A 23,728-nucleotide genomic window follows, 5' to 3' on the forward strand; every position below is an offset into this window, starting at 1 on the left:
CTGTTCATCATCACCCTCGCCGTAAACATGTTTGCACGCTGGATCATCAGCCGCCACAAAGAATTCTCGGGGGCCAACTAATGTTCAAAGCAACTGTAGAACGTCGGCATTCAGCACTGACCAGGAACCGGTTGCCGAAATCTGCACTGTGGGTTGTCCTGGCGGCCGCGGTAGTACTCGCGGCAGCCCTGTCATCTCTGGTGGGATTCAACCTGGCTCTGTGGGCGGTGCTTGCGGCGGTGCTGTTTGTCGCCGGTGCCACCGTGGCCACACGGATTGTCGAGGGCGGGCGCAGCGCCAGCAACCGGTTTATTACCTTTGTGGTGTACGGTGCCTTCATCCTGGCCCTGCTGCCCTTACTGTCCGTAATGTGGACCGTACTGGAACGCGGCTTGCCGGGTCTGACCTCGAATTTCCTCTTCACGTCGATGAATGGCGTCACCGGGGCAATTGATAATCGAACCGTCGAAGAGGGGACGCCTGTCCTGGGTGGCGCCTATCACGCGATCATCGGCACACTACAGATCTCACTGATGGCAACGGTGATTTCCGTTCCGGTGGGGCTGCTCGCCGCCATCTATCTAGTGGAATACGGCTCGGGCAGATCCCTCAGCAGGGCCATCACGTTCTTCGTCGACGTGATGACAGGCATCCCTTCAATCGTTGCTGGACTGTTCGCGGCCGCGTTGTTCGGCATGTTCTTTGGTCCGAGCACCCGCACCGGCTTCGTGGCCGCGGTGGCGCTGTCCGTACTGATGATCCCGGTCGTGGTCCGCTCCACCGAGGAGATGCTGCGCATCGTTCCCAATGAGTTGCGTGAAGCGTCTTACGCTTTGGGCGTGCGGAAGTGGCGCACTGTAATGAAAGTGGTGATTCCGACGTCGATCTCCGGCATCGCTTCCGGGGTCACCCTTGCCATCGCCCGGGTGGTGGGGGAAACCGCACCAATTTTGGTGGCGGCCGGCTTTGCCACCTCCATCAACTGGAATGTGTTTTCCGGCTGGATGGCTTCGCTGCCGACGTTTATTTACTACCAAATCAGGACGCCTACGTCGCCCACCAACATTGAGCCCAGCGACCAGCGCGCATGGGCGGCTGCGCTGATCCTGATTCTGTTCGTCATGCTGCTGAACCTTGTGGCACGATTAGTCGCGAAATTTTTTGCCCCCAAGACGGGCCGATAGTAAGGAACCAATGTCGAAACGAATTGATGTTCAGGACCTGAATATCTTCTATGGTGGCTTCAAGGCCGTCGAGGATGTCAATATCAGGATTGAAGCCCGTTCTGTCACGGCCTTCATCGGTCCTTCCGGTTGCGGTAAGTCGACCTTTCTGCGGACTCTGAACCGTATGCATGAGGTGATCCCGGGCGCGAGGGTGCAAGGTGAGGTGCTGCTCGATGGCGATAATCTTTACGGTCCCGGCGTCGATCCGGTTACTGTGCGCAGCCAGATCGGGATGGTGTTCCAGCGGCCGAACCCTTTTCCGACAATGTCCATCCGGGACAATGTGCTGGCCGGGGTAAAACTGAACAACAAGCGGATCTCCAAGACAGAGGCGGACACGCTGGTGGAGAAGTCGCTGAAGGGCGCCAACCTCTGGCAGGAAGTCAAGGACCGGTTGAACAAGCCGGGGTCGGGCCTTTCCGGCGGGCAGCAGCAGCGGTTGTGTATTGCCCGGGCGATTGCGGTGCAGCCGGAGGTGATCTTGATGGATGAGCCATGTTCGGCATTGGATCCGATCTCAACGATGGCGATCGAGGACCTGATCGATGAGTTGAAGAACAACTATACGGTCGTCATCGTCACGCATAATATGCAGCAGGCGGCGCGCGTTTCGGAGAAGACTGCGTTCTTTAATATCGCCGGCACGGGCGAACCAGGGCGTTTGATTGAGTATTCGGACACCACCGACATCTTCAACAATCCCCGGGAAAAGACTACGGAGGACTACGTCTCCGGCCGCTTCGGCTAAAGCCCGCCGCCCTGCTGCATGAAACAGCGCCGCAGCCAGCGGTCAAGGATTCGGACGCGTCTGTAAACAACCGCGTCAGATGACCTTTTCGATGAAATTACAATGTATGGCTGTTTTCGGCATGTTGCGGAGTCCCAAGGACGAGTACGATATTGAGCCTAAGGACGAGAACTCCGAGGCCTAACGAGCAATACCCGGGAGCAGTGGGACGCATGGCGACAGCACCAGCAACGTCGAACCGGTCCGGGCAAGGCGCCGAGCTGCTCAAGGCCTCTGCACAGCAACTTCTTCAGACCGTGATAGCCAATCTCGCGACTACGGCGTCAAACAAGATCGACGAGGTCGTGGACAAGATTGGCGATGTCGCCGCTGCTGATCTCGATGACCTTGCCGCGAGCGGTGGTCCATTGACGACCGCCGGCCTTGGCGCCGTGCGGGCGGTGATGTCTGGCAAGAATCCCGTATGGGCTGCGCTCAGGGGTGCATGGTCGGGGACGAGCACCAAGATCAAGGTGGTCATAGTCCTGTGCCTGGTTCTTATCCTGCTCCTGGCACCGGTGTTCCTGGTCGGGGTCCTGCTGGGGTTGCTCATCGCTGCCATCGTGGCAGCGATCCGAAGCGCCACGCGGTAACCTCCGGTTCCCGAAGACCGGCCCGCTGACCGCGCCGCCGCTCAGCCTACAAAACCGGATTCAGGGCGAGGAAAAAGATGCCGCCCAGGAGCGCCGTGGCGCCCGCGGTGAGGGCCCAAACCGCCACGACTTTCAACACCAGGACCACGTGGACTGAATCGAATCGTTGATTGGCCCCGGCGCCGACAATGGCTGAGCCGACCGTGTGCGTGCTCGAAACCGGCATGTGCAGGCCGATGGCACCGACGAAGAGCATTATTGCGCCCAACCCCTGAGCCACGCTGCCGCGCATGGGGTCTATCCGGACCAGCCTGCGTCCCAGGGTGTGGGCGATCCGCCAGCCGCCAAAGAGCGTGCCGACCGCCATCGTTGTTGCCGCGAACAGTTGGACCCACAGCGGCATGCCACTGCCCGAAGCGAAACCGGCGGCCATCAAGGCCAGCAGGATCACCGCCATCGAACGCTGTCCATCCTGCAGGCCATGTCCGAGGGCAAACGCGGCAGCGGAGACCGATTGGGCCATCCGGAACCGCTGGTTAATCCGCCGTGGCTGGCTGTACCGGGCCAGCCAGGTGATCGGGTATACGAGCAGGAAAGCCAGCACGAAGGCAATCACGGGGGAGAGCAGCAGCGGCAGGACTATCTGGAGCCATAAGTCGGTACCCCCAACCCGGTTCCCGCCCACCAGCGTGGAGGCGAAGCCGGAGCCAAGCAAGCCACCGAGCAAAGCATGCGTCGACGACGACGGGTACCCCAGCCACCAAGTGCCCAGGCCCCAGAGACAGGCACTGGTCAGCCCTGCCAGCAGGATGCCCAGCCCTTCGGGACCGGACGGCAGGCTGATCCATTCGTCGCTGATCAACAGGGCAAGCGTGGTGCCCAGCAGGGCGCCAACAAGATTGAAGATGGCAGCCAGCAACACCGCGATGGTGGGGGTCAAGGCCCTGGTGCGGACCGCCGTCGTCACCGAATTTGAGACGTCGTGGAACCCGTTGATGAAGGCAAATGCGCCGGCAAAGCCGACGACCAGCACCAGCAGGAACAGTTCCACCTATGATTCCTTGACGATGATGCTGCCGACATGTGTCGCCACACGCCGCATCTCCTTGGTGACGTCGACCAACTGGTTGGCCACGTCTCGTCGTCGGGCGTAGGGGATGGCTTTGTGGTCCTTGAGCAGCTCGAACACGTAGATCCGGTGGGTCCGTTCAGCGCGTTTGGCAAGGCGCAGAACTTCCAGCCAGTAATCCTCAAGATCGTCGAGTTCGCCGAGCTGCTGCATCGCCTGGACGGTCAACTCCGCCTGTCGGCCAATCACCTCGAGCTGTTCGGTGGCGCGGCCGGAGAGCCGGTCCAGCCGGTACAGGGCGATCAGTTCCGCCGCGCCGTCGAGCTTTTCCATCGCCTCGTTCAGGTACCTCGACAGCGCATACATGTCCTCCCGCGGCAAGGGATTGATGAAACTGGTGCGCATGGAGGTCATCAGGGCGTAGTGCAGGTCGGTGGACTTCGCCTCATGCTGGTGCATCTGCTCGGCCAGCCGCTCGAAGTCGTCAGTGGACGCCCCGAGAATTTCCGACAGGGTCTGCACGCCGAGGGTCACCTGGGAGGCCATTTGGGATAGAAGGTCCAGCCCGGCATTTTCCTGCGGAAACAGGCGTAACTTCACTTGCATCACCTTCACCTGTCGAAAAATGGTGCCACGGGCCGGGCTCACGCGTGCAGAGTGTCTGCGGGCACCACTTTACTTCAGTGCCGGAAAGGGCATAAAAATGGTGTCGAACCGGGAGCGCCTCTCGGCGGAAGGCCGCTCGAAGCGGCTATCAGTTGGAGCCCGGGGCTGCCACGGTTCGACACCACCTTCAGTCTTCTACTTCGACCGAACCCTGTCAACAGGAACAGCCAACCCGTATCAATGAGAACGGTCACGCCGCCGTTTCATCCGGGTTTCCGACGGCGGCGGCCCGGCTGGTGCCCGGGAACAGCGAACCATTACGCGGGATTTCGGCAGCGGTTTCGCTCCTGGGAAGTCCATGGTGTCGAATGAGAGCTACCATCCCGAGCGGCCGAGAGACCTGGATCGACGAAGCCGCAGCAACCACCTATACAGGCCGGTGCTACCGCCAGGACCGATGGAGATTCCGGCTGCCGCGCAGGCGTTCTCCCCGGCCGCCGGCGGGTGCCGTGCCGCGAAAGGATCATCATGGCAGCAGCAGTCGACAGGTTTTTGGACGGGGAAGCAGCGGACTTCGAGGAACTTGCAGACCGTTTCCGGCCGATTTTTGAAGAGATTGCCGCTGGGGCGGTGCAACGCGAAGCCGGCCGGGAACTACCCTTTGACTCCATCAAACGGCTCAACGCTGCCGGCTTTGGCGCACTGCGCGTGCCACGGGAGCGCAACGGATTTGGAGTCAGCTTCACCGAATTCATTCAGCTCCTGATCGAACTGGCCCAGGCAGACTCGAATGTCGCGCATATCTACCGTTCGCACTATGGTTTCGTTGAGCAATTGAGCTTTGCCCCCGACCGGGTGAAGGACGTGTGGTATCCGCGCATTGTCGAGGGGCAAATAGTCGGCAATGCCTCGACGGAACGCGGCGGCAACGCCCTTGGCACGATGAATACCCTGCTCAGCAAGACCGACGATGGCTTGACCCTTAACGGTCAGAAGTACTACAGCACCGGCAGCATCTTCTCCGAATGGATTGCGGTCACCTCTGCGGTGGAGGGGCAGGACGAACGGGTTTACGCACTGGTCAGCACCGCCGATCCCAACGTCCTCCTCGACGACGACTGGGATGGCTTTGGCCAGCGCCTAACCGGGACAGGCACGACGACGTTCCATAACGTCAAGGTCGACGACGACCACGTCCTCGACCGCAGCCGCAAGACCAGCCATGAGCAATCGTTCTTCCAACTCATCATCCTGGCCGTGGAGGCAGGTATCGCCAGGGCCGTCCTGACCGATGCCCGATCCTCGGTGGAGAGCCGTCAGCGTACATTCAATACCGGCTCCGGCGTTCCAGTACGCGAGGATCCGCTCATTCTCCAACTGGTTGGCCAGATTTCAGCGAAAGCCTTCGCCGCCGAGGCGATAGTGCTGCAAGCGGCACGGGAGCTCGATATCGCGCGGGACCCCAGTCGTAATCTCACCGACCAGCAACGCTACGAACGTGGCGAACTGGCTGTGGATAAGGCCCAGCTGATGGTGCCACGTCTGGCCCTCGATGCAGCCGATCAGCTTTTCGATACCTTGGGGGCCTCCGCAACCAGCCGGAGCAAGCAACTGGACCGGCACTGGCGCAATGCCCGGACAGCCGCGACACACAATCCGATTGTGTTCAAGGCCAAGCAGATTGGCGACTTCGAGGTCAACGGAACGACGCCGGAATCGCTGTGGGCCATCGGCAGCGTCGGTTAGTGCATGTTGCGTTGTGTTACTCCTGTGAGTTTGTTTCACCCACCCAAGCGAAATAGCGTGACATGCAGAATCAAGAGCTCCAACGCTAAAACCCTGGTTTGTTGGACGGCAACCCTCTGACGCTGTAGTGGGGTGCCCCAGGTGAGGATTCGGCCGGTGCGGAGCGACAGGACTCCGCCGGCAAGTACGGCGCTTCCGTGGCGGAGTGCCCGATGATGCAAGGGAACTTCCCATGGTGTTGAACCAATCCGCGCTCGAGCAGGAGCGCCCCTCTGGACAGATACGGTTGCGTGACAAGAAGCGCGTACTGTCCTCGGCCTTCGTCGGAACCACCATTGAGTGGTACGACTTCTACCTCTATGGCATGGCTTCGGCGTTGATTTTCAACGAGCAGTTCTTTCCGGAGGCTTCTGCGGTCGCCGGTATTCTGGCGTCGTTCGCCACGTTTGCCGTCGGCTTCCTGGCCCGGCCACTGGGCGGAATCATCTCCGGACACCTCGGAGACCGGATCGGACGCAAGAAACTGCTGGTCTTTTCACTGCTGACCATGGGCATCGCCTCGACACTGATCGGCGTACTGCCGACCTATGCGACGGCCGGTACTGCCGCCGTCGTAGGCCTGGTTCTATTGCGTTTGCTGCAGGGGCTGTCCGCCGGTGCCGAATGGGGCGGCTCGGCGCTGCTGTCGGTCGAACACGCGCCACGAAAGATGCGCGGATTGTTCGGCAGCTTCACGCAGGTCGGCTCATCGGCGGGAATGTTGCTGGCCACGGGCGCATTTGCGATCAGCCAGGCGGTCTTCTCTACCGAGCAGTTCAGTGCCTTCGGCTGGCGCATTCCCTTCCTGCTGAGCGCGGTCTTGGTCGCCGTCGGCCTGTATATCCGCCTCGGTGTTGAAGATGCGCCGGAATTCAGGAAGCTGCAGAGCCAGAACAAGGTCGAGCGCTCGCCGGTGCGGGAAGTGCTTCGAAACCACCCGCGTGCGGTGCTGGTAACCATCGGGCTGCGCCTGGGGCAGATCGGGCTCTACGTTCTGCTGACCGTCTACGTGATCGGGTATTTGGCCGAACGCCGCGGGGACAACAGTTCTGCCCTGACATCCATCCTGATCGTGTCCGCCATCGGGCTGGCGGGCGGGCCGTTCTGGGGCTGGCTCTCGGACAAGATCGGACGACGGCGGATCGCCCTGACCAGCGCGATAGCCACCTGCATCTTTATCTGGCCGTTCTTCTGGTTCCTCGATCATGGACCGCTCGTCCTGCTGCCGCTGGTGATGTTTGTTGGAGTCAGTATCCTGCACGATTCGATGTATGGGGTCCAAGCGGCGTGGTTTGCCGAGCAGTTCCCCCTGAACGTGCGGTACAGCGGCGTTTCCCTGGGGTACCAGATTGGTGCCGTGCTCGGCGGTGGACTCACGCCCTTCATCGCCGCGTCGCTGCTGCAACTCGGAAACGGCGGCCCTTGGCTGATCTGCGCCTACATCACTGTGCTGGCCGCATTGTCGGCGGTTGCCGCCGCGGCCGCCAAGGATCCGGCGCGGGAGTACGTGCAGGACAAGAATCTTCCCGACGAATTTTAGGAGTGCACCTTCGTGCCAAAACCGTTGCTGTTCAACGCCTTCGAGATGCTCGTGCCATCCCATCAGTCCCCCGGACTTTGGCGGCATCACCGGGATGAAGGCCGGCGCTACACCGAACTGGGTTACTGGACCTCCCTGGCCCAAACCCTGGAGGAAGGCGGCTTCCACGGCATCTTCTTCGCCGACATCCTGGGCCAGTACGACGTATTCGGCGGTTCGGCGGAGGAGTCTGTGCGCGGCGGCGTCCAGTTTCCACAGCTTGATCCGATGCTGCTGGTCTCTGCCCTGGCGCAGGCGACCCGCAGAATCGGATTCGGCGTGACGGCGTCGGTAACCTACGAGCATCCCTACCTGCTGGCACGGCGGCTGGGCACCCTGGATCATCTGACCGGTGGACGGGTGGCATGGAACATCGTCACCTCCTACCAGGACTCCGCCGCCCGCAACCTCGGACTGAATGGACAAATCCCGCACGACGAGCGCTATGACCGGGCCGAAGAGTACATGGACGTTGTCTACAAGCTGCTGGAGGGATCGTTCGACGACGACGCAGTCACCGTCGATACAGAGGCCAACGTCTACACCGACCCGGATAAAGTCCGGGGAATCGGTCATCAGGGCAGCGCGTTCCAGGTTCCAGGTCCGGCGTTGGTCGAGCCGTCCCCCCAGCGCACACCGCTGCTGTTCCAAGCGGGCGCGTCCTCCCGCGGGCGGGAATTTGCTGCCAAGCATGCCGAAGCCATCTTCTTCAGCGGCTACACACCGGAAATGACCAGGACATGGGTCGACTCTGTGCGGGATGGACTTGCGTCGGCTGGACGCCGTCGCGACGCCGTCAAGATTTTCGCCATGGCGACGGTTATTACGGCCGAAACCGACGAAGAAGCACAACAGAAGTTCAACGAGTACTCCGAATACATCGATGCGGAGGCGGCGCTGGCCTTGTTCGCCGGCTGGACCGGCGTCGACCTCAGTGATGTGGATCTGGACGCACCGCTGGAATACATCAAGACCGAAGGTAATCAGTCCGCGCTCGCCGCCTTCACCACCATGGACCCATCACGGACCTGGACGGCACGCGAGCTGGCGCGCTTTATCGGTATTGGCGGCCGTGGACCGGTCCTTATCGGTTCACCCCAAACCATCGCCGACGAGCTCGAACGGTGGCAGGATGTCGGCGACGTCGACGGGTTCAACCTTTCCAGTGCCGTGCGGCCGGCCGATCTGGCCGACTTCGCGCGGCTGGTCTCGCCCGAACTGCGTCGACGGGGATTGTTGGAAAGCCCGGATGCTGAGACGTTCCGCGGGATCATTACGGGTGGGGAATCCCGATTGCCAGCGGACCACTATGGGGCCCGGTTTCGCAATATTCAGGGCTAGAACCTCTTTGTAACCCGGACACTGACGGAACCGGCGGGAGGCTGCGGGGAACTTTAGTCGAGTTCTCCGCGGCGCCATGATGCCGCGGCGTGTTCCAGATCCTCGGCGGTTTTCACGAGCTGGTGGGATTCGCGCGTGAGCTTTGACGCCCGGTGCTCGTTCGAAACCTCGGAATCGTCGGCCATTGTCGCCTGGCCGAGTGCCACCACCCGGCAGAATGCGGCCGACCGTTCCAGGGCGACGTCGAAATCCCCTTCGAAAGCGCCGGAGAGGATGGTGTTGGCCATCGTTTTGACTTCCTCGGCGCCTGGCGGTTCCGCAACCCCGGCAACAACGTTGGACACTTGGGCAACATCCTTGCCGGCCGAGAAATAGGCCGAGATCCGCTCCGGATTCTGCTGTGCGGCCGTGCGGAGGGCGTACAGTCGCCACAGCGCGCCCGGCAGGGATCGGGGAGGGCTTTCCGCCCAGAGCTCTGCGACGGCTTCAAGACCTTGTTCGTCGGCGAGTTTGACGAGCCGTTCGGTTACCTCCGGGTCGTCACTTGCCCGGCCGTGGTGCACAAGTGCCTGGGCCGCGAGATGCGCGGCTTCGGAAACGCGTGCGGGGTCGGCGCCACCGGCAAATGGCTCAAAGTCGGCAGGCGCAAACGGCTTCGGCTTATGCGGCCGCGGTGCGTTTGAACTGACGTCTTCGCTCATGCCGCGACTCTACTCCTTGGACCTAAAAATGTCTGCCCTGCCGCCCTTCGGCATCCGCCATGGGGCGAGTCGATACTGTTCGCTCTTATGCGATAAAGTGGTTTCGGTCTTGAGACAGCGCTTCGCGGTGCTGTACAGACTGGAGGGGCCTCTAGCTCAGTTGGTAGAGCATCGGACTTTTAATCCGTGGGTCGTGGGTTCGAGCCCCACGGGGCCCACCCTTAACAGCAGGACCAGTCAGGCGTTCTAGGCTGGAAGCGTGTTTCTGCTGATCCTTGGTGCGGTGTTCCTCGCGTTGTCCGCCGCCGGTCTGATCCGCGCCCGCCGCGATCCCGGCAACGCGGCATTCCTGTTTGCCGCCCTGATCCCACTGAACCTGTGGATCTATTCCACGCCGGCAGGGCGTTCCCTTCTCGAGTCCATGTTCGGCAGTGTCCTCATGCTGACCGTATTGGGGCCGGCCACCGTCTCGGTTTTGGGGCTGATCGTCCTGCTTGTCGTGAATGGGCTCAGCAGCGGCAACAGACCGGCCCGCGGCGGCATGCAGCGTAACGGCAGTAGCATGGGCCGTGGCAGGCGACGGGGCAGGGGCCCGGCCAGATCCCGCTCACTGGGAACCGGTGCCGCGCTCGCAGTGGCATGCGCCGCCGTCGTCCTCCTCCTTCTCGACGGGCGTCAGGGGCCGGTTCTGGTCGCAACAGGACTGGCTATCACCATCGCGTACCTCCTGGTGTCGTTTGCCGTGTTCCTGATCTACTCACTCGGTTTCTCCAGAGCACGCCAACCGCCGAAAGCTGGAGTCGTGGTCGTGTTGGGCTCGGCCCTGAACCGGGGCGAAGTTTCAGCCATGCTGGCCGACAGGCTGGACGCCGCTTGCCGCATTTGCGACTCCATCGAGCCTGGCGCCGGCCCCTTGCTGATCGTCTCGGGCGGCCCGGGAAGGGCGGAAACCCGAAGCGAAGCGGCCGCAATGGCCGAATACCTCGCCGCGAAAGGAGTGCCTCAGGAGCGCCTGATCGTCGAAGAAAAGGCTCGCACCACACGGGAGAACATTAGGTTCACAAAATCGATGCTGGAAGCGAAGGCCAGCACCGGCGGGAACGTTGACGGCGCCGTCGTCGTTGTCACCAGCGATTTTCATGTGCTGAGGACGGCGGGAATCTGCCGCCGGATGGGGTTGAAGGCCGACGTGGTGGGTTCCCGCTCCGCACCGGGACTGTTGCCCGCGACCCTGCTGCGGGAATTCACCCTGACCCTGGGGGAGTACACCTGGGCGCACGCCACAGTGGCCCTCAGCATCACGACGTCGTTAATAGCGCTGGCAGCGTCAGCCGGCTGACTGCACGAGGAGGCCGAAGAGTCCGCCGCGGGGGACAGCGGTGAGCCGGGTGCGGCAGGCTATTCCGTCCAGCCGAGGTTGCGCGCCATCCGCTGCAGCACGTCCAGCGTGGCGGCGTATTCTTCCTCGGAGACACCCTCGGTGATGTGGTCCCGGTTGCGGGTTACCACCTCGCCCAAAGCCTCCAGGCTCTTGCGGCCGAGGTTCGTCAGGAGATAGTACTCGCCGTCGGCCGCGACCCAGCCGCTTTCGATCAACTCCTCGACGTGTTCCGCGGAAGTGCCGCCGTCTTCCTGGGCGAAAAACGGTGCCAGTGCCTGGTCGAGTTCTGCCGCGGTGGACTGGTTTTCCGCGAGCACATTCATGATCTGCCATTGCCGGCGGGTGACGCCGTGCTCTTCCACGGTGTTGTCGAACTGCTCGTTGATCAATCCGTCGACGAGCGTGAGCCAGAATCCGATGGGGCGTTGCTGTGCCATGGCTACACTCTACGGTTCCAGATCGGGCAGTTCCATCCTGCTTTGCTGACCGACGAGCTCGGCCGTCTTCCCGAGAACGGAGCGGAAGGCGAGGATTGCCGGGCGGTGGGCACTGGCGAGTCGGACCGACGTAAAGATCGTCCGGATCGGGTCGCTCGGCAACTGAAGCAGTTGACAGGTGGTCTCCTTGCCGGACCAGACAAGATCCGGCATGAAAGCCACGGCGTTTCCCGACTCCACCAGGCGGATCTGCGCCTGCAGGTCCGCCGTTTCAAACCGCACGTCCGGCTCAAATCCGGCCTGGCGGCACGCCTGCTCGGCCCAATGGCGGGAGGCGGCGCCGCGCGGTTCCATCACCCAGGGCATGTACTTGGCGTCGTCTACCGAAGTGATTCCGTCCAGCGATGCCGGCGGGGCGGCCAGCCGGATGGCGTCGGTGGTGAGTTTCGTCCGGTCCAGCTCGGGATAGTGGGCGGGCGCATGGCCGGGATACTGTTCGGCGATCACCATGTCGAAGTCCCGCGCCCAGGTTTCATGCAGGGCAGTCTCCGGTTCACACTGGATCATCTCAATCCGGACATCGGGATAGGCAGCCTGCATGGCGGTCAAGGCGCCGGGCATGAGGGCGAGGGCGGCGGACTGGAAGACCGCCAGGCGGACGGTTCCCGTGACGGTCGTCAGCGACGCGGCAATGTCAGCCTCCGCTATCTCCAGCGTTTTCAGCAGCTCCGCGGTGTGTTCGATCAGGATCTCGGCCTGCGGAGTCAGCTGCACCCGGCGCCCGGTTTTCCGCAGCAGTTCAACGCCGGCTTCCCTCTCCAGCAGGGTCAATTGCTGCGATACCGACGACGGACTGAAGTTCAGCGCGGCGGCCACATCGGCGAGCGTTCCGCGGATTTTCAGCTCGCGCAGAAGCGCGAGTCTGCGCACATTCATCATGGCTTTCGATTCATCAACAAACCTGACCAATACCCGTCAAAAAAGATCGCTTTATCTAATTGAACTCTATCCCCATACTGATCAAGACAGACCTACTACACGGGATAAGGACGAGAATCAACAAAATGACGAACACACTTGAGGGGGCCACCGCGACCCCAGTCGATCTGACTAACTTTCCGAGCAACGAATTGACCAGCGAATCGAAACGGGATTCAGCGGACGACGTCGTCAAGCTGGTCCGTCATTGGTTGACCGAAAGTGCGCGGTACCCGGCAGATTCCTCGGCCAAGCAGCTGGCCGGAGTGCTGAAAGACCCGAACGGCCTGGAATTCACCGTCGGCTTCGTGGACGGGGTGATCCGGCCCGAAGACCCGCAGGTTGCCGCGCGTAATCTGCACCGGGTGGCGTCCAAGGTTCCGGCATTCCTGCCCTGGTACATGCGCGGGGCCGTCCGGCTTGGCGGCGCCGTCGCGCCCGTCCTGCCGCATCTGGTGATTCCTGTCGCCCAGCGTGTCCTCCGGAAGATGGTCGGGCACCTGATCGTCGACGCCTCAGACGCGAAGCTGGGACCTGCCGTCGCCAAAATCCGCAAGGACGACGTGCGGCTGAACATTAACCTTCTGGGTGAAGTTGTACTCGGCGAGCGCGAGGCCGCCCGCCGGCTGGAGGGAACGCACAAGCTGCTGGCCCGTGACGACGTCGACTATGTCTCCATCAAGGTCTCCTCCACGGTGGCGCCGCATTCGCCGTGGGCGTTCGAGGAGACGGTTGAGCACGTGGTGGAAAGCCTGTCGCCGCTTTACCAGCAGGCAGCGGATTCACTCAAGCCCAAGTTCATCAACCTGGACATGGAAGAGTACAAGGATCTGGACATGACCATCGCGGTCTTCACCCGGATCCTCGAGCAGCCGCAGTTCCGGAATCTCGAAGCCGGCATTGTCCTGCAGGCGTACCTGCCGGACTCCATGGCCGCGATGGTCAAGCTGACCGAATGGGCGCAGGCCCGGCGCGCCGCGGGGGGAGCCGCCGTGAAGGTGCGCGTGGTCAAGGGCGCGAACCTGCCGATGGAGCAGGTTGAGGCATCGCTGCATGACTGGCCGCTGGCCACTTGGGGCACCAAGCAGGACTCCGACACGAACTACAAGCGCATCATCAACCACTCCCTGCAACCGGACCGGGTGGACGCGGTTCGGATCGGCGTCGCAGGCCACAACCTCTTCGATATCGCCTATGCATGGCTGATGGCGAAGGAACGCGGCGTTCAGCACGGTATCGAATTCGAGATGCTGCTCGGCATGGCAACCGGCCAGGCGGAAGCAGTCAAGCGGGACGTCGGAAGTCTGTTGCTCTACACCCCGGTGGTGCGGCCGGAGGAGTTCGACGTCGCCATCGCCTACCTGATCCGGCGCCTGGAGGAAGGGGCGAGCCAGGAAAATTTCATGTCCGCCGTCTTCGAGCTCTCCGACAACGAAGCGCTGTTCGAACGGGAACAGCGGCGCTTCCTCGCTTCGCTGCATAATCTGGACGATTCCATCCCGATGCCGAACCGGCAGCAGGACCGGAACCAGCCGGAAGCACCGGCGCCGGCAGTGGGCTTCACCAATACCCCCGACACTGATCCATCCCTGCCCGCGAACCGGACCTGGGGACGGGGAATTCTGGAACGTGTCCCGCACTCCACCCTGGGCGAGGATACCGTCGCGGCTGTCACCATTACCGAATCCGATGAGCTGGAGCGGATCGTGGCCACCGCCGTCGACAGCAGCACTGCCTGGGGGACGATGACCGGTGCCGAACGCGCACAGATCCTGCACCGCGCCGGAGATGCGCTCGCCGCCCGCCGGGACCAGCTCATTGAGGTGATGGCCAGCGAGACCGGCAAGACCATCGACCAGTCCGACCCGGAAATCAGTGAAGCAATCGACTTCGCGCATTATTACGCGGAGCGTGCCCGGGAACTCGACGACGTCGACGGCGCCACCTTCGTGCCGTCCCGGCTGACGGTGGTGACACCGCCGTGGAACTTCCCGGTGGCGATCCCCGCCGGCTCCACCCTGGCAGCGCTCGCCGCCGGTTCCGCCGTCGTGATCAAACCTGCAAAGCAGGCACGCCGCTGCGGCGCCGTGATGGTGGAAGCGCTGTGGGAAGCCGGCGTGCCGCGCGAGGTGCTGGCAATGGTCCAGCTGGGGAACCGCGACCTGGGCCGGCAACTTGTTTCGGATCCCCGGGTCGACCGCGTCATCCTCACCGGCGGCTATGAGACGGCCGAGTTGTTCCGCTCCTTCCGGCCCGATCTGCCGCTGCTGGCCGAGACCTCGGGAAAGAACGCCATCATCGTCACCCCGAGCGCCGACTTCGACCTTGCCGCCAAGGACGTGGCGTACTCCGCGTTCGGGCACGCCGGACAGAAGTGTTCGGCCGCTTCGCTGGTGATCCTGGTCGGCTCCGTGGCCGATTCGCCACGGTTCCGGAACCAGCTCATCGACGCCGTCAAGGCCATCAAGGTGGGCTACCCGGTTGATCCGGCCAGCCAGATGGGCCCGATCATCGAACCCGCCAACGGCAAGCTGCTGGAGGCCCTGACCACCCTGGGGGAGGGGGAGTCGTGGGTCGTCGAGCCGGAACAGCTGGATGAAACCGGTGCCCTGTGGAGCCCGGGGGTCCGGACGGGCGTCAAACGCGGCTCCTACTTCCACCTGACCGAATTTTTCGGCCCGGTGCTGGGCGTAATGACGGCGGAGACCCTCGATGAGGCCATCGCCATCCAGAACCAGATCGAGTACGGTCTCACCTCCGGTCTGCATTCCCTCGACACCCGGGAACTGGACGTCTGGCTGGACAACATCGAGGCGGGAAACCTGTACGTCAACCGCAGCATCACGGGCGCCATTGTCCAGCGCCAGCCGTTCGGCGGCTGGAAGAAGTCCGCCGTCGGCGCCGGGACCAAGGCCGGCGGTCCGAACTACCTGATCGGGCTGGGCAACTGGCAGCCGGCCGAGCTGGAAGGACCGGTTGCCGACGTCGACAGCGCGGACGTGCAGGGGCTGCTGGCCGCGGTTGCTGCTTCCGGAGATGACATCCCGGAGGCAGACGTGGAGACACTGCGCCGGGCATTGGGCAGTGACGCCTCTGCATGGGCCGGGGAGTTTGGAACGGCCAAGGACGTAACCGGCCTCAGCGCCGAACGGAACGTCTTCCGTTATCGTCCGCTTCCCGTCACGATCCGCCTGTCCGAAGGCGAGCCCCTGGTCACGCTTCTTCGCGTGACCGGTGCTGGAATCCTGGCCGGATCCGCCCTCACCATTTCAACCGCGGTGGAGCTGCCAGCAGCGGTCCAGTCAGTGTTCAACGGACTCGGCATTGCGGTTGCAGTGGAGAACGACGACGTCTGGCTGACCACCGCGGGCGCCCTCGACGGCGGCCGGGTCAGGTTGATCGGCGGCGACGTTCACGCGCTCGCTGCGCAAACCGGCGGTCGTCCGGACGTTGCGGTCTACGCTGGTCCGGTGACCCAGGCGGGGCGGATCGAACTGCTGCCGTTCCTGCGGGAGCAGGCCGTCACCATCACGGCTCACCGGTTCGGCACCCCGGACCATCTCTCGGACAGCGTGATCTAGCAGGGCTGTCCTGCCGGAGGAGCCTGGCGGAGATAGGCGAAGACAAACGAAAGGGGCCGGCAGCAATGCCGGCCCCTTTCAACACGTTTGCTAAAACCCCGAGTCGCGGCTTTCGTTCCGGGTAATGCGCTCGCCGGTACGCGGGTCCACAGTGGATCGGGTGTGGGACACGCGCCTGTCCGCGCCGGTTGCCGCCAAGATGATCGAGATGATCAGGCCCAGAATCCCGAGTGCGAGCAGGATGTAGCCGACCATGGTGAGATCGACGAAGTCGATGACAACGCCCTGAACCGCGAACGCAAGGATGGCGCCAATAGCTATCAGGGCAATGGATGAACCGATTCTCATGACCAACAATCTCCTTATGCCGGTAGTAACCGCTGCATGCTGTTCGCCAGCATGCTTAGTTGACGGACGCTACTAGTTTACTCCGGCGAGGGCAAAGACGTTGAGCCTGACGCTGGGGAACTCCGGCCGGGGGATAGCAATCGAGCGTTAATTCGACGAATACCGCTCCAACATCGACCGGATCCGGTCGAGTTCCTGCCGCTGCGTTTCCGCAATGGTCCGCGCCAACGCCATTGCCTCCGCGTTACTGCCCTTCGCCAATTCCGCTTCGGCCACTGCGATCGTTGCCTCATGGTGGGCGATCAGCAGTTTCAGAAACAGTCGCGAGGCGTCGTTGCCGGCCGCCGCGCGGAGTTCTTCGATCTGCTCGGGACCGGCCATGGCCTTCATCTCCACTGTTGCGGGAGTCTGGGAACGCTGGTTGCCGGAATCGCCGTCCAGCTTGCCCCAGGCTCTGAGCATGCCTTCGAGCTGGGCATGCTCGGGCTCATGGACCGACATGATCTTCAGAGCCAGCGATTGAATCTCCTGGCTTACGCCATCCTTTTCCTGGACGATTTCGGCCAGCTTGATGGTCTGCTCGTGATGTCCGGCCATCAGCAGGGCGAACCTGACGTCGGCCGCGTTGTTGCCCGCATTCGCCTGGACCGGCATCGAAGCGCCACTGGAACCGTTGCTCTGTGTGGGTGCTTCCGACGTCGGACCACACGCCGTCAGCGCAAGGACGATGGCGGCAGAGGCAGCGAAGGCCCATCTACCAACCATCCAATTCCTCCTCCACTGAACGGTTCCATCGTCTCAGATTTGACCCCAGTTCCACAGTACGGCCGCTTCAAGGGGCGGCAAATGACGACGTCTTGCTGGTGTACTGCATAACTATGCGTAATTGGCGTTTGGGTACCCGCCGTTCAGCGCAGGTTTCGACTGGCTCCTCTCCTGGGTGGGCAGGGCCGGCGTGCCCCAGCAATGTGCGCACGATCGAGGGTTCATGGCACCGCCGCAGTGTCCCGTATTGTCGGCCACGACGTCGGGAATGTCCGAAGTGAGGAACCGAATTGATCGAACTAGTACCTGCCTAAACGCGCGTCACTTCTTCACCTTGGAGACGATTCCGGCAGCGGCCCCGGCCAGCCCACACGCGGCGACAGCCACGGCAGCGATCCGGATCTCACCGGTATCCGCCACGAAATAGAGCCAGACCGCGCCAACAATCATCAACACCATGCAGGCGATGAAAAACCGGGTCAACGGCACGGTGCACTCACGCCCCCACCGTTAGTCCGAAATTGAAGGGTCGGTGCCGCGTAACCGGATCAAACCCGGCTCGTAGTCCTTGATGATCCGGGCGTAGACAACAATCTGCCGGTCCGGCGCCTCCTGGGATGAGGCCCACTGCAGCACCTCGTCAACGTCCACGCCGTCGAACTGATACTCGGCGAGGTCCAATGAATTGGAGGCGCGCACCGTCCATACCTGGACCCGGTAAGCGGGGGAATCCTCTTCCCAGCGGGTGTCGGTCGTATCCGCAAGCTCCGGCTCACGCATGCTGGTCTCCTCGCAGAGGGTGGAACCTACTTGTGCACATCATAGGCTCACACAGCCGGCATCCATCCGGTGAGGGATCCGCTACGGACAGCGTTAGAGATGTAGGTATCTATAGCTCATTGAGCCCAGGGGTTCTTGGGGCCCCGCCTGGCACCATCTTCCTGTGTCAGGGACCAATAAGTACAACTATATCGAAGTGTCAAATATGCGAACGAGCGATGTCTGACAGATTATGATTTTTGAGCTGCATCTGGACTCACCGATGATTCTGACGGGGTGTCACCGTCTATCAAGCATCGGCAAACTTACAGATCATTCGAGCGTCAGGAGTACTCACCGTGGCTGCACCTCTTATCTACATCAGTTTTGCTGGACCATCACGCGGCTGCTCAACCACCAGGGACTTTACAGCCTCACCGACAACGGCAAGGTTGCGGAGTACCGCGTCGTATGCCATCGAGCCCAGTTCTGCAGAATCGAGATGGTCGCGGTAGGCGATGCAACGCAAGATTGCGGCGCGGATGTCCTCCAGGCGCTCCGCATCCGAGCGGCTCAAACGGTCACCGCGTCTGCGAAGGCAGTGGCCGACACCTCGTCGCGGAGAAGCGTCGCCGCCACGACATCGACTCGCACGCCCAGGATTCCGGTCAGTTCCTCGGCGAGCCCGGCTACGCGCAACAACTCATTACCGGCCCCTGCAGACAAATCGACGAGCAGATCCAAATCAGAGTCCTCTCGAGCATCGCCACGGGCCACTGATCCAAACAGTCGCGGATTGGTAGCGCCGTACTGCCTCAGCAACTCAGCAACACGACTTTCTTGCTGCTGGAGGGCAGCACGAATCTGCAACGTAGCGGCGGTCGGCTCACTCATACTTCAAGGATAACGTGAGACCCACCAAGTGGTGTTCTGACAAGGGTAATGTCCCCATACCTCGGCCGCCGTGCCAGTAGCCGATCCGCTTGCGGTACGCGAGTCAGATAGGTTCATCGGGCAGGTCATGATCCAGCATGGCTTTCGGTGCGGGTCATCTCGGACGATTCGTTCAGGGGCGAAGCCAACTTTGCGCCAGAAGGCTGCACCTTCTTCATTGGCGATGTCGGGATCGCTGGTGAAGCGCGTCCAGCCCTTTTCTGATCTCGCTCGCCACACCATTTGATGAACTACGTCTGTACCGATTCCCTGGCCCCGTGCGGTCGCTAGCAAACCAAGGTCCATTCCACCGCCCTCACCGGTGTCGGCGTCATCATGCATTCGAAAACGCCTCGACCGGGAAGGTTCGCTGGCATGCGACTTCCCGTCGTCGGGCGAACAGCGTGCGCCGATAACAGCAGAGACGGGACCCTGCAAGGGTTCTCCCAGCAGTGTGACCTAGGGTTAGGGGAAGAAACGACGACGGCAGGAGGGCTGATGCCAAAACGTAAACGGGTCCAGCCGGCCATGAAGATTGCCACTGAAGCCGCCTTCGACGAGAAGGGCAACCCGAAGCCCGGCCTCTACCGGATGATGTACAACGCCGTGGAGGTGCAGCGGCCCCTGGTGGTGGCCAACCTGCGCCGGCTGCGGCGCCGATATCCGTATGCCTCCGCCGAGCAGATCAGCAGGAAACTCGAACGCGACTATCTCGCCGCGGTCGCAAGCGGCGGCGCGGCAGTCGGGGCCACCGCCGTCGTTCCGGGTATTGGAACTGTTGCTTCACTGTCACTGTCCGCAGCTGCCACTGTCGGTTTCCTCGAAGCCAGTGCCCTCTATGCCCAGTCCATCGCGGAACTTCATGGGGTCCAGATCGAAGATCCGGAACGGGCCCGCACGATGGTGATGGCGATCATGCTCGGCGAAGAAGGGAGCACGCTCGTCACCGCTTTCGCGGGGCAGGCGACAGGCCGCGGTGGCAGCGTCATGTCACAGTGGGGTCCGATGATCGGGGAGCGGCTGCCGAAGGGCATGGTTACGACTATTGGCACCCGGATCCGGAAGAAATTTATGCGCTGGCTGCTGGCCAAGCAGGGCACCGTCCTTCTTGGCCGCGCCATCCCCTTCGGCATTGGGGCGGTGGTCGGCGGCGCAGGCAACCTGATGATGGGCCGCTCGGTTATTGCGTCCGCCAGGGAAGCGTTCGGCCCGCCACCCGAGACGATTCCCGGGGAGTTGCTGGAGGAGATTGATACGTCTCATCCGGAAACGGAAACGGAAACGGAAACGGAAACAGGACCAGCTGAAGCAGGACCATCGGAGCCGACCGGATAAGCAGGATCCGAACGCGCCGAAGCATTCTCACCCGAAGACCAAGTGTGCCAGCGCGAAGATCACGAGTCCGGCCAGGGCGCCGACCACGGTGCCGTTGATCCGGATGAACTGCAGGTCCTTGCCCACCTGAAGCTCGATCTTCCGGGACGTTTCATCCGCGTCCCAGCGTTCGACGGTTTCGCTAATCACGGCCGCGATTTCATGCCGGTACGTCCGCACCAGATAACCGGCGCCGTCGCTGATCCAGCCGTTGACTTTGGCGGCAAGTGCGGCGTCGTTGGCCAGCCGCTGCCCGAAGTCCCGGACCGCTCCGGTGAACTTGATCCACAGTTCGCTGCTGGGATCGTCGATGGCCTCCAGCAGTGCCGATTTGATGGTGAGCCAGGTCCGGGCGGCCAGATCGCGGACGCGGGGATCGTCCAGGATCTGGCCCTTGATGCTTTCGGCCTGGGCGATCACCTTCGGATCGTGTTGCAGGTCTTCGGCCAGTTCCTTCAGGTACTTGTCCATCGCCTGCCGTACTTCATGGTCCGGCTCGGCCTGCACCGCCAACACGAACCGGTGCATCTCGTTGTACACCTTGTAGCCGACGGCGCCGTCAACGAAACCGGGGACCCAGGACGGAGAGCGGTCGGAAACTATGTGCGTGACGGTTTCATAGTTATCGGTTACCCAGTCCGCGGCACGGTCGATGAGCAGGTCGATCAGGCGGTGATGATGGCCGTCTTCGAAAATTCTCGCCGCCATCCGTCCCACCGGAGGTCCCCACGGTGGGTCGAGCAGGTGCTTGCGCGCCATTGACTCGATGACATCCTGGACTGCCTCGTCGTCGAGAATCCGCAACGCCCCGCGGATGGCAACGGCGCCCTCGGTGGCGACCCGGTCAGCATTGGCCGGCTTGGCCAGCCACCGTCCCACTCCCTGCGCTACGCCGACGGTCGCCAGTTTGGCGCGAACCACGTCTTCGGACAGGAAATTGCTCTCCACAAACTCGCCCAGGCTCGCCCCAATCGCGTCCTTCCGCCGGGGAATGATGGCGGTGTGGGGGATTTTCAGTCCCATTGGATGCTTGAACAGCGCGGTGACGGCGAACCAGTCGGCAATGGCGCCAACCATGCCTCCTTCGCTGGCCGCGCGAACGTACTGCATCCACGGGTAATCGTCCTGCAGCGCGAACGAGACCACGAAGATCAGCGCCATCAGGCCAAGCAGCAGAGTCGCCAGCAGTTTCATCCGGCGCAGGGCGGAAGCGCGTTCGACGTCGGTGGGCAGGCTGATGGACGACGGCGGCGCCATGGTCCGTGTGCCGGTTGCCGGCCCGTCGTCGTCGTTCCCGTCGTCGAATGCTGCGTTCATGGGCCCTCCAAACAAATAGTCCCGTAGCCGTAAGTTAACCAGTTTCTGCCAATCGGTGCCGACACCGCCGTCGATCCTGTGGACAGGCTCTACCTCTGTGGCGCGTCCATCGCGTAGCGTGAACGCAAGGTGATCGAGAGGCGGCGTCGTAAACGCTGCAGAGGAGGAACAGTGCGGCCAGTCGTATATGCCCACCGCGGGGCCAGCGGCCAGTTCGCCGAGCACACCCGCGCCGCCTACCTGCAGGCGCTCGCGGAAGGTACGGACGGGGTGGAGTGCGACATCCATCTGAGTCGCGACCGGGAGCTCGTGCTGATCCATGACCACAAGCTCAACAGGACTTCCGACGGCACCGGCCAGGTTGCCGATTACACCCTTGAGGAGCTGCGCCGGGTGGATTTCCACTCCTGGAAGGGTGCAGAAATTCCGCCCGGGTTCGGCACGCCGGATGATCAGTTCCTGACCTTGCTGCAGCTGCTCGAGATCCTCCGGGATTATGGAAAACGGATCAAGCTGGCCATCGAGTGCAAGCATCCGGATCCTTTTGGCGCCGAACTCGAGGCGAACCTGTTTGAACTGCTCGAGGCGGAGGGCTGGGATGCGCAGAGCTGCATGCTGGGCAATATCTCCTTCAGCTTCATGAGCTTCGACCCGGATTCCGTGGAGCGATTGCTGGCTCAGGTGCCCGCACGTTTCGTGTGCCAGCTGCTCGAGGATGTGAAGGAAGCGCCGATTGCACGGGCGCTCGGGCTGGAGGACGTCGTAGGGTCACCCGAGCTGCGGAAGGCACAGCAGAAGCTTGCCGAGGGGCAGCAGAATCTGGATGCCAAGCGCGTGGGAATGGCCGGTCCCGGTATTGAATACATCCGCCAACACCTGGAACAGGTAACCGGCTGGGTCGAATCAGGATTGACGTTCCGGGTCTGGACGGTCAACAGCGATGATGATGTGGACCTGTGCATCAAGCTCGGCATCCAGGAGGTGACCACGGACTGGCCCGCACGGACGGCGGACCGGTTCGCGGAGCTCGCCCCACCGTCGGCGTAGCAACCGGCGCCGGAGCGCTTTATCCACTATTGATCAAGGGTCCCCCCGAGGAATCATGTCAAGATGCCCGGCTGGATCGATTCGCAGAATCATTTGATTTTGTCCGGATAGCTGTTTGCGTTTTTGGTCCTCGTTTTGCGGTGGCCAGGGTCAGGAGTTCGGCGGTGAGGGCTTGGATTTCACGTTGGAGCTTTGCCGGGTTCAGCGGTTTGTTTTCCCGTGTCAGCTTCGTCTTGACCTTCTTGAGCACGGTCCCTTCATCGGCGATCACCCGTTGGTACGGGGTGGCCGGCTTGTCGTATTTCTTGGTGATTTTAGCGCCGGTGCGGGTCTTTGAGATGAGCTTCTGCTGGGGTGCAAAATGGTTGGTCGCCAGTCGTTGAAGCGCCCAGATCCGGTTGAGCAACTCGAGTTCGCCGGCGGTATCGTAGCGGTGATAGCCCACCGTTTGGCGGACGATGTGCCAGTTCTTCTGCTCCACATGGGCGCCGTCGTTTTTGTTTCCGGAGCGGGACCTGGTGAAGGTCAATTTCTCCTTCTCGCACCAGCGGAACAGCTCCCAGTTGATGAACTCTGAACCGTTGTCTGAATCGACCCCGAGGATCGGGAACGGGAACGCTGCGGTGGCCTCTTTGATCGCGGCGAACACCCATTTCTGCGCCTTGTTCTTCACCGACACAGTCTCGGTCCAGCCGGTCGCGATGTCAGTGATGTCGAGGGTGAAACAGAACTCGCCCTTGCTGTTGCCGCCCTCATGGCCGACCAGATCGATCTCGACAAAACCGGGCACGGCATCATCCCACTCGGCCCAGGTCCGCATCGGAATGGAGTCCTTCAGCAGCGTGCCGGGCTTGGTATGGGACCGGCCCCGCGGATCCAGTTTCGCCCGGTCAGCCTTCAGGCGCCGGTCGATCGTGGCCGGGGCAATCCGCAGCAGCAATGCCGCCGTCACGTCATCGATGTCCAGCTCACCGAGCCAGCGCAGCCGCGGGACCAGGTCCGGCAAGGCCGCCGCCAGCAGCCGCCCACACGGAGTGCCCTGCACAGCCCAGCAGAACCGCACAGCCTCCAACACCGGTTCCCCGTAGACCGGCGGCCTCGGTGACCGCGGTTTCACCGCC

The 23,728-nt window shown here is 62.4% G+C and carries 23 protein-coding genes, 1 tRNA gene and 2 riboswitches; of the genes, 11 read left to right on the plus strand and 13 right to left on the minus strand.

The window, feature by feature from the left end; translation table 11 throughout:
* Positions 1–80: 80 nt before the first annotated feature.
* From pstA to Y707_RS27935, 3 genes are all read left to right on the plus strand, one after another.
* Positions 81–1,184: a phosphate ABC transporter permease PstA gene (gene pstA, locus Y707_RS0120325; RefSeq protein WP_026536427.1), complete on the plus strand. Its 1,104-nt coding sequence runs from the start codon at positions 81–83 to the stop codon at positions 1,182–1,184.
* A gap of 10 nt (positions 1,185–1,194) precedes the next feature.
* Positions 1,195–1,974: a phosphate ABC transporter ATP-binding protein PstB gene (pstB, locus tag Y707_RS0120330; RefSeq protein ID WP_026536428.1), complete on the plus strand. Its 780-nt coding sequence runs from the start codon at positions 1,195–1,197 to the stop codon at positions 1,972–1,974.
* 212 nt (positions 1,975–2,186) lie between these two features.
* On the plus strand, positions 2,187–2,606 hold the full coding sequence (locus Y707_RS27935; RefSeq protein ID WP_035782882.1) for a hypothetical protein: 420 nt from the start codon (positions 2,187–2,189) through the stop codon (positions 2,604–2,606).
* Positions 2,607–2,652: 46 nt separating this feature from the next.
* Here the strand turns inward: Y707_RS27935 and Y707_RS0120345 are convergent, their stop codons facing one another.
* Together Y707_RS0120345 and Y707_RS0120350 are read right to left on the minus strand one after the other, a co-directional pair.
* Entirely contained in the window at positions 2,653–3,657 is a 1,005-nt protein-coding gene (locus Y707_RS0120345; RefSeq protein WP_026536429.1) for an inorganic phosphate transporter, read from the minus strand.
* Positions 3,658–4,275, minus strand: coding sequence for a DUF47 domain-containing protein (locus Y707_RS0120350; RefSeq protein WP_026536430.1), 618 nt, complete (start codon positions 4,273–4,275; stop codon positions 3,658–3,660).
* 381 nt (positions 4,276–4,656) lie between these two features.
* Positions 4,657–4,745, plus strand: a riboswitch (SAM riboswitch).
* A 64-nt stretch (positions 4,746–4,809) separates the two neighbouring features.
* On the opposite strand from Y707_RS0120350, the gene Y707_RS27940 reads away from it, so the two are divergent.
* From Y707_RS27940 to Y707_RS0120365, 3 genes are all read left to right on the plus strand, one after another.
* Entirely contained in the window at positions 4,810–6,027 is a 1,218-nt protein-coding gene (locus Y707_RS27940; RefSeq protein WP_035782885.1) for an acyl-CoA dehydrogenase family protein, read from the plus strand.
* Positions 6,028–6,095: 68 nt separating this feature from the next.
* A riboswitch (SAM riboswitch) is annotated at positions 6,096–6,220 on the plus strand.
* 39 nt (positions 6,221–6,259) lie between these two features.
* Positions 6,260–7,606 carry an MFS transporter gene (locus Y707_RS27945; protein ID WP_081745042.1) on the plus strand — a complete coding sequence of 449 codons (1,347 nt, stop codon included), beginning with the start codon at positions 6,260–6,262 and terminating at the stop codon, positions 7,604–7,606.
* Between the two features lie 12 nt (positions 7,607–7,618).
* The gene (locus Y707_RS0120365) at positions 7,619–8,986 is read left to right on the plus strand and encodes an LLM class flavin-dependent oxidoreductase (protein WP_026536431.1); all 1,368 of its coding nucleotides are present in this window, start codon (positions 7,619–7,621) and stop codon (positions 8,984–8,986) included.
* A gap of 53 nt (positions 8,987–9,039) precedes the next feature.
* Here the strand turns inward: Y707_RS0120365 and Y707_RS0120370 are convergent, their stop codons facing one another.
* Positions 9,040–9,687, minus strand: coding sequence for a hypothetical protein (locus tag Y707_RS0120370; protein ID WP_026536432.1), 648 nt, complete (start codon positions 9,685–9,687; stop codon positions 9,040–9,042).
* Between the two features lie 145 nt (positions 9,688–9,832).
* Here Y707_RS0120370 and Y707_RS0120375 point away from each other — a divergent pair.
* Both Y707_RS0120375 and Y707_RS29245 read left to right on the plus strand, forming a co-directional pair.
* Positions 9,833–9,905, plus strand: a tRNA-Lys gene (locus Y707_RS0120375).
* Positions 9,906–9,946: 41 nt separating this feature from the next.
* On the plus strand, positions 9,947–11,026 hold the full coding sequence (locus tag Y707_RS29245) for a YdcF family protein (RefSeq protein WP_051442255.1): 1,080 nt from the start codon (positions 9,947–9,949) through the stop codon (positions 11,024–11,026).
* Between the two features lie 59 nt (positions 11,027–11,085).
* Here Y707_RS29245 and Y707_RS0120385 read toward each other — a convergent pair whose 3' ends face one another.
* Together Y707_RS0120385 and Y707_RS0120390 are read right to left on the minus strand one after the other, a co-directional pair.
* On the minus strand, positions 11,086–11,505 hold the full coding sequence (locus Y707_RS0120385) for a MarR family winged helix-turn-helix transcriptional regulator (protein WP_026536433.1): 420 nt from the start codon (positions 11,503–11,505) through the stop codon (positions 11,086–11,088).
* 9 nt (positions 11,506–11,514) lie between these two features.
* Positions 11,515–12,444, minus strand: a complete 930-nt coding sequence (locus tag Y707_RS0120390) for a LysR family transcriptional regulator (protein WP_026536434.1) — start codon at positions 12,442–12,444, stop codon at positions 11,515–11,517.
* Between the two features lie 125 nt (positions 12,445–12,569).
* Here Y707_RS0120390 and Y707_RS0120395 point away from each other — a divergent pair, with 125 nt between their 5' ends.
* A complete protein-coding gene (locus tag Y707_RS0120395; RefSeq protein WP_026536435.1) occupies positions 12,570–16,064 on the plus strand; it encodes a bifunctional proline dehydrogenase/L-glutamate gamma-semialdehyde dehydrogenase in 3,495 nt (1,164 codons plus the stop codon).
* A gap of 90 nt (positions 16,065–16,154) precedes the next feature.
* On the opposite strand, the gene Y707_RS0120400 is transcribed toward Y707_RS0120395, so the two are convergent.
* The 6 genes from Y707_RS0120400 to Y707_RS0120425 form a co-directional block, all read right to left on the minus strand.
* Positions 16,155–16,412, minus strand: coding sequence for a DUF6458 family protein (locus Y707_RS0120400; protein WP_026536436.1), 258 nt, complete (start codon positions 16,410–16,412; stop codon positions 16,155–16,157).
* Positions 16,413–16,559: 147 nt separating this feature from the next.
* Positions 16,560–17,177, minus strand: coding sequence for a DUF305 domain-containing protein (locus Y707_RS27955; RefSeq protein ID WP_051442256.1), 618 nt, complete (start codon positions 17,175–17,177; stop codon positions 16,560–16,562).
* A 321-nt stretch (positions 17,178–17,498) separates the two neighbouring features.
* Positions 17,499–17,666: a hypothetical protein gene (locus tag Y707_RS30995; protein WP_162150257.1), complete on the minus strand. Its 168-nt coding sequence runs from the start codon at positions 17,664–17,666 to the stop codon at positions 17,499–17,501.
* Positions 17,667–17,687: 21 nt separating this feature from the next.
* Positions 17,688–17,957, minus strand: coding sequence for a hypothetical protein (locus Y707_RS0120415; protein ID WP_026536437.1), 270 nt, complete (start codon positions 17,955–17,957; stop codon positions 17,688–17,690).
* Positions 17,958–18,312: 355 nt separating this feature from the next.
* Entirely contained in the window at positions 18,313–18,513 is a 201-nt protein-coding gene (locus tag Y707_RS27960; RefSeq protein ID WP_035782888.1) for a ribonuclease HepT family protein, read from the minus strand.
* Positions 18,510–18,830, minus strand: coding sequence for a nucleotidyltransferase family protein (locus Y707_RS0120425; RefSeq protein WP_026536438.1), 321 nt, complete (start codon positions 18,828–18,830; stop codon positions 18,510–18,512). Before Y707_RS0120425 ends, Y707_RS27960 begins: the two co-directional genes overlap by 4 nt.
* A gap of 537 nt (positions 18,831–19,367) precedes the next feature.
* Here Y707_RS0120425 and Y707_RS27965 point away from each other — a divergent pair.
* Positions 19,368–20,204 carry a hypothetical protein gene (locus Y707_RS27965; protein ID WP_035782891.1) on the plus strand — a complete coding sequence of 279 codons (837 nt, stop codon included), beginning with the start codon at positions 19,368–19,370 and terminating at the stop codon, positions 20,202–20,204.
* 27 nt (positions 20,205–20,231) lie between these two features.
* Here the strand turns inward: Y707_RS27965 and Y707_RS0120435 are convergent, their stop codons facing one another.
* Positions 20,232–21,500, minus strand: coding sequence for a DUF445 domain-containing protein (locus Y707_RS0120435; protein WP_026536439.1), 1,269 nt, complete (start codon positions 21,498–21,500; stop codon positions 20,232–20,234).
* 231 nt (positions 21,501–21,731) lie between these two features.
* On the opposite strand from Y707_RS0120435, the gene Y707_RS27970 reads away from it, so the two are divergent.
* Complete coding sequence (locus Y707_RS27970; protein ID WP_035782894.1) at positions 21,732–22,607, plus strand: glycerophosphodiester phosphodiesterase; 876 nt, start codon at positions 21,732–21,734, stop codon at positions 22,605–22,607.
* 58 nt (positions 22,608–22,665) lie between these two features.
* Here the strand turns inward: Y707_RS27970 and Y707_RS27975 are convergent.
* The coding region (locus Y707_RS27975; protein ID WP_035782950.1) for an integrase catalytic domain-containing protein at positions 22,666–23,728 on the minus strand (1,063 nt) is incomplete at its 5' end.

This window comes from Arthrobacter sp. H14, assembly GCF_000520495.1.
Lineage (GTDB): Bacteria > Actinomycetota > Actinomycetes > Actinomycetales > Micrococcaceae > Arthrobacter_C.

Coding starts and splice junctions, on each gene's coding strand:
- pstA (WP_026536427.1), top strand. CDS start 81: ATGTTCAAAGCAACTGTAGAACGTCGGCATTCAGCACTGACCAGGAAC.
- pstB (WP_026536428.1), top strand. CDS start 1,195: ATGTCGAAACGAATTGATGTTCAGGACCTGAATATCTTCTATGGTGGC.
- Y707_RS27935 (WP_035782882.1), top strand. CDS start 2,187: ATGGCGACAGCACCAGCAACGTCGAACCGGTCCGGGCAAGGCGCCGAG.
- Y707_RS27940 (WP_035782885.1), top strand. CDS start 4,810: ATGGCAGCAGCAGTCGACAGGTTTTTGGACGGGGAAGCAGCGGACTTC.
- Y707_RS27945 (WP_081745042.1), top strand. CDS start 6,260: ATGGTGTTGAACCAATCCGCGCTCGAGCAGGAGCGCCCCTCTGGACAG.
- Y707_RS0120370 (WP_026536432.1), bottom strand. CDS start 9,687: ATGAGCGAAGACGTCAGTTCAAACGCACCGCGGCCGCATAAGCCGAAG.
- Y707_RS0120385 (WP_026536433.1), bottom strand. CDS start 11,505: ATGGCACAGCAACGCCCCATCGGATTCTGGCTCACGCTCGTCGACGGA.
- Y707_RS0120390 (WP_026536434.1), bottom strand. CDS start 12,444: ATGATGAATGTGCGCAGACTCGCGCTTCTGCGCGAGCTGAAAATCCGC.
- Y707_RS0120395 (WP_026536435.1), top strand. CDS start 12,570: ATGACGAACACACTTGAGGGGGCCACCGCGACCCCAGTCGATCTGACT.
- Y707_RS0120400 (WP_026536436.1), bottom strand. CDS start 16,412: ATGAGAATCGGTTCATCCATTGCCCTGATAGCTATTGGCGCCATCCTT.
- Y707_RS27955 (WP_051442256.1), bottom strand. CDS start 17,177: ATGGTTGGTAGATGGGCCTTCGCTGCCTCTGCCGCCATCGTCCTTGCG.
- Y707_RS0120415 (WP_026536437.1), bottom strand. CDS start 17,957: ATGCGTGAGCCGGAGCTTGCGGATACGACCGACACCCGCTGGGAAGAG.
- Y707_RS0120425 (WP_026536438.1), bottom strand. CDS start 18,830: ATGAGTGAGCCGACCGCCGCTACGTTGCAGATTCGTGCTGCCCTCCAG.
- Y707_RS27965 (WP_035782891.1), top strand. CDS start 19,368: ATGCCAAAACGTAAACGGGTCCAGCCGGCCATGAAGATTGCCACTGAA.
- Y707_RS0120435 (WP_026536439.1), bottom strand. CDS start 21,500: ATGGCGCCGCCGTCGTCCATCAGCCTGCCCACCGACGTCGAACGCGCT.